General features: G+C 67.0%; 2 protein-coding genes. Both read left to right on the plus strand.

The genetic code is table 11. The features are described from left to right. Window positions 1–3,458: DUF748 domain-containing protein (locus tag H928_RS29605; protein ID WP_158400633.1), on the plus strand; the 3,458-nt coding region annotated here is incomplete at its 5' end. Between the two features lie 251 nt (window positions 3,459–3,709). Then, window positions 3,710–5,778 (plus strand): DUF349 domain-containing protein (locus H928_RS0123720; RefSeq protein ID WP_021028727.1); only part of this gene is annotated, 2,069 nt, incomplete at its 3' end.

Below are 5,778 nucleotides of genomic sequence, written 5' to 3' on the forward strand. Positions count from 1 at the left end.
GCATTCCTTTTCTGAGCAACCTCGAATCCAAGCGCGAGATCAAGGTGCTGCCCCAACTGGCCTTTGTGCTCAATGGCAGCCAGTTTGCCAGCCATGCCGAGGCCACGCCCTTTGCCGATGACCGCAAGGCCGAGGCCAAGTTTGCGATCAAGGACCTCGATCTCCAGCCCTATCTGGCCTATATCCCCGCGTCCTTGCCCGTCAAGCTGGTGGCTGGCGTGCTCAATGCCGACCTGGCACTGGCCTTTGAGCAGCAGGACAAGACGCAGGTGCGCCTGAGCGGCGAGGTGTATGCCAGCGCTGTGCAGCTGCACGACGCGGCCGGCGGCGAATTGCTGGGCTGGGAGCGGCTGGATGTGCAACTGGCCGATGTGCAGCCCTTGCTGGGGCAGGTGCATATCGCCCAGCTGGCGCTCGATGGCGCGCAGCTGTCGCTCAAGCGGGGCAAGAATGGCCAGCTGAGCCTGCTCGATGCCCAGGGCCAGGCACTGCCGCGCCGGGCTGAGGATGCCCCGCAGGCCGCCAAGCCCACAGACACCGCTGCCACCGCAGACAAGGCGGAGCCTGCAACCTCCGTGGCCAGTGCAGATGGTGCAAGCCCCGAAGCCAAGGACGACAAGGCTGACAAGGCCGACAACGCGGACTCTCAGGCAGTCGCTGCCGAAACTGGCGCATCCATAGGCCAAGCCAGCAGCGGCCAAGCTGCCTGGTCGGTGCGGGTCGATGCGCTCAAGCTCAGCCGCCTCAAGGGGGTTTGGGTCGATGAAAGCGTGCCGCTGCCTGCGCGCGTACAGCTCGATGACTTCAGCATGGAGGCCCAGCAGATTGCCTGGCCCTTCAAGGAACCTTTCAGTTTTGAGGGTTCGTCGGGGCTGTCGGGTGCCCAGGGTGTGCCGTCTACCGGCCGCCTGGTGTTTTCGGGCAAGGCGACCGACCAGATGGCCGAGGTGGATGTGAGCACCACGGGCCTGCCGCTGCAGCTGGGGGCTTCTTATTTGACCGGGGTGATCGAGCCGGGCCTGCTGGGCACGATAGACAGTGAGATGCACCTGAGCCGCCAGGGCGCGGCGCTCAAGGTGGCGCTGGCGCAGATGCGCGTGTCGGACGTGGCCCTGCAGTGCAACAGCAAGGCCAACTGCGCGCCGCCCCATGGCCCTGCCATCGGCCTCAAAGGCAAGAACAACCTGCTGGAGCTGCGCCAGCTGCTGGTCAAGGATGCCGTGCTGGATACCGAAGCCCAGCAGGTCAAGCTCGGTTCGGTGCAACTGGTCGAGCCGGTGCTCGGTGTCTCGCGCGCCAAGGACGGGCGCATGATGTTTGAGGACTGGCTGGTGGCCTCGCAGGCCCGCAAAGCCGATGGTCGCAAGCCGGCATCGACGAGCGCAGCCAGCAAACCCTGGGATGTGCAGCTGGACCTGGTCGCCATCAAGGGTGCCCAGCTGGCCTTCCAGGATGAATCGACCGCCCGCAAGGTCGCCTTTCGCCTGACCGGCTGGGATCTGGAGCTGCGCGACTATGCGCCGCTGGCGACCAAGGCCAAGCCCTCGCCGCTCAAGCTCTCAGGCCGGATTGGCAGTGGCCGCGCCGAGCCCGGCCGCATCGCCTATGACGGCAGCCTGGGCCTGGCGCCGGTGTCGGCCGTGGGGCGCCTGAATGTGAGCCAGCTGCCCATCCACGCCTTTGAGCCCTATGCGGCGGCCCTGCTGCCGGTGCGCCTGGTACGGGCGGATGCCAACTTCCGGGGCACGGTGGACTATGCCCAATCGGACAAGGGGCCAGTGCTGCATGTCAAGGGCGATGCCGGGCTGGACGATGTGCGCGTGCGCCCCCTGGTGGCCGCCGCAGCGCCGGCCAGCGGTGATGATGCTGGCGACGACGACGGCAATGGCGCGAGCGAGACTGGCCGCAAGGCGGCTGCAGCTGCTGCCAACCGGGGTACCGGTACCTTGGGCATTGGGTTGATGGGGGCGGGCGATGACCTGCTGAACTGGAAGCTGCTGAGCCTGCGCGCCCTGGTCGTGGACATGGTGCCGGGCCAGCGCATGAAAGTGCAAGTGGGCGAGACGGCCTTGACCGACTTTTATGCGCGCCTCGTGGTGCAGGAGAACGGCAAGCTCAATCTGCAGGACCTGGGCGGCAGCAGTGCTGCGGGCGCTGGCGATGCGGCCGCGCCATCCGAAGGCGTGGTGGTCGAGGCATCGGGTGCTGCAGCGGTCAGCCCACCGGCTGCGCCCACCAGCCCCGAACCCGCCACCGGCCCGGTCATCGACATGGGCCCGATCACGCTCGCCGGCGGTACCGTCAAGTTCAGCGACCAGTTTGTGCGGCCCAACTACTCGGCCGACCTGTCCGAGCTGGCCGGGCGCATGGGTGCGTTCTCGTCCGAGCCAACGGCCGGCCAGCTGCAACTGGCCGAGCTGGAGCTGCGCGGCAAGGCAGAAGGCACCGCGTCGCTGGAGATCACCGGCAAGCTCAACCCGCTGGTCAAGCCGCTGGCGCTCAATATCCATGGCAAGGTGCGCGATCTGGAGCTGTCGCCGCTGACGCCCTACAGCATCAAGTACGCCGGCCACGGTATCGAGCGCGGCAAGATGAGTGTGGACGTGCAGTACGACGTGACGCCCGAGGGCCTGCTGACGGCCAGCAACAAGCTGGTGCTCAACCAGCTGACCTTTGGCGATGCGGTGCAGGGCGCGCCCGCGAGCCTACCGGTCAAGCTGGCTGTGGCCTTGCTGGCTGACCGCAATGGCGTGATCGACCTGGACCTGCCCATCAGCGGCTCGCTCAACGATCCGCAGTTCCGCCTGGCGCCGATCATCTTCAAGGTGATTGGCAACCTGATCATGAAGGCAGTGACCTCGCCCTTTGCGCTGCTCTCGGGCGCCTTTGGTGGTGGCAGCGAAGCCAGCCATGTGCCCTTTGCCCCCGGCAGTGCGGTGCTGGATGCGGACAGCAAGCAAAGCCTGGACAAGGTGGCCAAGGCGCTGGAGGACCGGCCGGCGCTACAGCTGACCGTTGCCGGCCAGGCCGACCTGGAGCGCGAGAAGGACGGCTGGCGCAAGGCCCGCATCGACGACCTGGTGCTGGCCCAAAAGCGCCGCAGCGCGGTGCGCGCCGGTGGCAAACCCGAAGACGTGCAGGCCGTGAGCGCTGCCGAGTACCCCGCCTTGCTCAAGGAGGTGTACAAACGTGCCGATATCCAGAAGCCGCGCAACCTCGTCGGTATGGCCAGCGACATCCCGGTGGCCGAGATGGAAACCCTGCTGCTGACCAGCATCAGCGTGCCCGACAATGCGATGCGCGAGCTGGCGCTGGCCCGGGGCGTGACGGTGCGTGACTACCTGGCCAGCAAGGGCGTCAAGCTCGAACGCCTCTTCCTGGGCAATGCCAAGACCGAAGGCTTTGGCGAGGACAAGGACTGGACGCCGCATGCCGAGCTCAGTCTGGCGCCGCGCTGAGCGCTGACAGGCCATTGAACAAGGGCTGGGCCGCAGGGCGCCAGCCCTTTGTTTTTGGCCATGCTTGGGTTGAATTACCTTATAGCGATGCCCGTGTGCTTGGAGTCCACGCCAAACCGGGTCAAAATAGCAACCTGGATGCAGGCTAGGCAGTTTCGCAGAGACTCCCTCGGGCCGGCCTCCCTCTTTTTTATGTGCCAATGGCTGCATTGCGCTGCGATGCAGGCCGTATTTACGACTGAACTGACTCCATGTTCCCCTTTATCTCGCGCAACAAGACGCCCGAAACCCCTGAGCCCGCACCCGCACCCGCCAAGGCGGCCGCTGCCCCCCATCCCCTCGATGGCGTCACCGGTGGTGCTTTCTCGGCTGCCACCTCGGGTGAGCGTGCAGCCAAGGTGCGCGAATGGCTGGCAACCAACCCGGGTGCCGAGCAGCTGCAGGAAGTGTTCAAGGAGCTGTCTGCCCGCGACAAGGGTGCTGCCAAGGCCATCCGTGAGCGCATGGACGAGATGCGCCGCGCCAAGGGCCAGGAAGCCATCGCCGCGGAATGGGCCGAGAAGGCCGAGAAGCTGCTGGGCGCCTCCAAGCTGAACATTGCCGATGCCCTGGCCTGGCAGCGCGACGCCGCCAAGGCTGGCGCGCCGCTGTCGCGCGAGCCGCTCGCTGCGCTCAAGATCCAGCTGGCCGACCGCATCAAGACGATTGAAGACCTGCAGCACCGCGTGCAGGTGCAGCGCGAGGCCGCCGTGCTGCTGGCCCAGCGCGTTGAAGTGCTCTCCACCAAGTCCTACAAGGATGCCCAGTCTGCCGAGACGGCACTGGCCACCGATGTGCAGCACTGGCAGGACCAGGCCGCCGTGCTCGAAGGCGATGCCAGCTGGGGCAGCGTCGAAGCGCGCTACCCGAGCATGCTCGAGGCCTCCAAGTCGCAGCTGCTGCTGGTCTGGGATGCGTTCCAGTCGGCCCTCAAGCAAACCCTGGCTGCCGCTGAAGATGCGCAAGCACCGCTGCCCACGGTGCCGGTCTGGGCCGATGAGATCCGCGCCGGGCGCGGCCTGCCCACCGAGGTGGAGCAAGCAGCCGCCCGTGCTGCTGCCGCCAAGCCCGCTGCCGACCCGCAGGAAGCCAAGCGCGCCAAGCATGCGGTGCAAGAAGCGCTCAAGGCCTTGCAGGCCCACACGGCCGAAGGCCATGGCAAGGGCGCATCCAGCGCGGCGCAGCAGCTGCGCGCTGCCCTCAAGCAGCACGGCAAGCTGATTGACCAGGACCTGGAATCGCAGGTCAATACCGCGCTGATCGCCGCCGGTGAACTCGAAGGCTGGCAACGCTGGAGCGCCGACAAGGTGCGCGAAGAACTGCTGGCCAAGGCCCAGGGCCTGCTCGCCCGCCCCGAAGGCCAGGAGCTGGGCGGCCGCAAGCTGCAAGAAGCGCTGCGCCAGCTGCGCGAGGACTGGAAGAAGGCCGACCAAAGCGGCCCCACCAACCATGCGCTGTGGAAGAAGTTTGATGAGGCCTGCAACGCGGCCTACAAGCATGTCGAGGTCTGGCTGTCCAAGGTGCGCGAAGAGGGTGCCAAGCACCGCGCCGAGCGCGAGGCCCTGATTGCCGAGCTCAAGGGCTGGGTCGAGGCGCACAAGCCATCGACCGACTGGAAGCGCATTCAGCGCGACCTGTTCCAGTTTGGCGACCGCTGGCGCGCCAGTGGCCATGTGGGCGAAAAGGCCTATGCCGAGCTGCAAGAGGCCTGGAAGACCGCGCTGCACGAGGCCTCTGCGCCTTTGCATGCAGCCCAGAAGCAGAGCATTGCGCGCCGCGAGGCCATGGTGGCCCATGCCGTGGAGCTGGCCGCTGCGCCCAACCTGAATATTGACGCCGTGCGCGAGCTGCAGCGCCAGTGGCAGACCGAAGCCCAGTCCGTGCCGATGGACCGCCGCCATGAGCAAAAGCTCTGGGATGCGTTCCGCAAGCCCCTCGATGAAGCCTTTGCCCGCAAGACCCAGCAGCGCGAACGTGTGCAGCACCAGCTGAGCGCCCGCGACCAGGCCGTGCTCGATGCCTCCAAGGCGCTCGAAGCGGCCAACCACAGCGGCGATGCCGCCCAGATCCAGGCCGCGCTCGATGGTTTGCAGCAAGCGCTGCAGGCCCAGCAAGCCCCGGTGGCGGCCGAGCCTGTTGCCGCTGCAGCAAAGGCAGCCGCGCCAGAAGCGGTCGCAGCAGATGCGGCAGCCGTAGCGGCGGCAGCGCCTGCGGATGCGGAGCAGCCAGCAGAGCCGGCAGCCCAGGAGGGTGCCGATGCAGAGGCCGCTGCTGCCTCGGC

This window comes from Comamonas sp. B-9 (assembly GCF_000410635.1).
Classification (GTDB): domain Bacteria; phylum Pseudomonadota; class Gammaproteobacteria; order Burkholderiales; family Burkholderiaceae_C; genus Comamonas.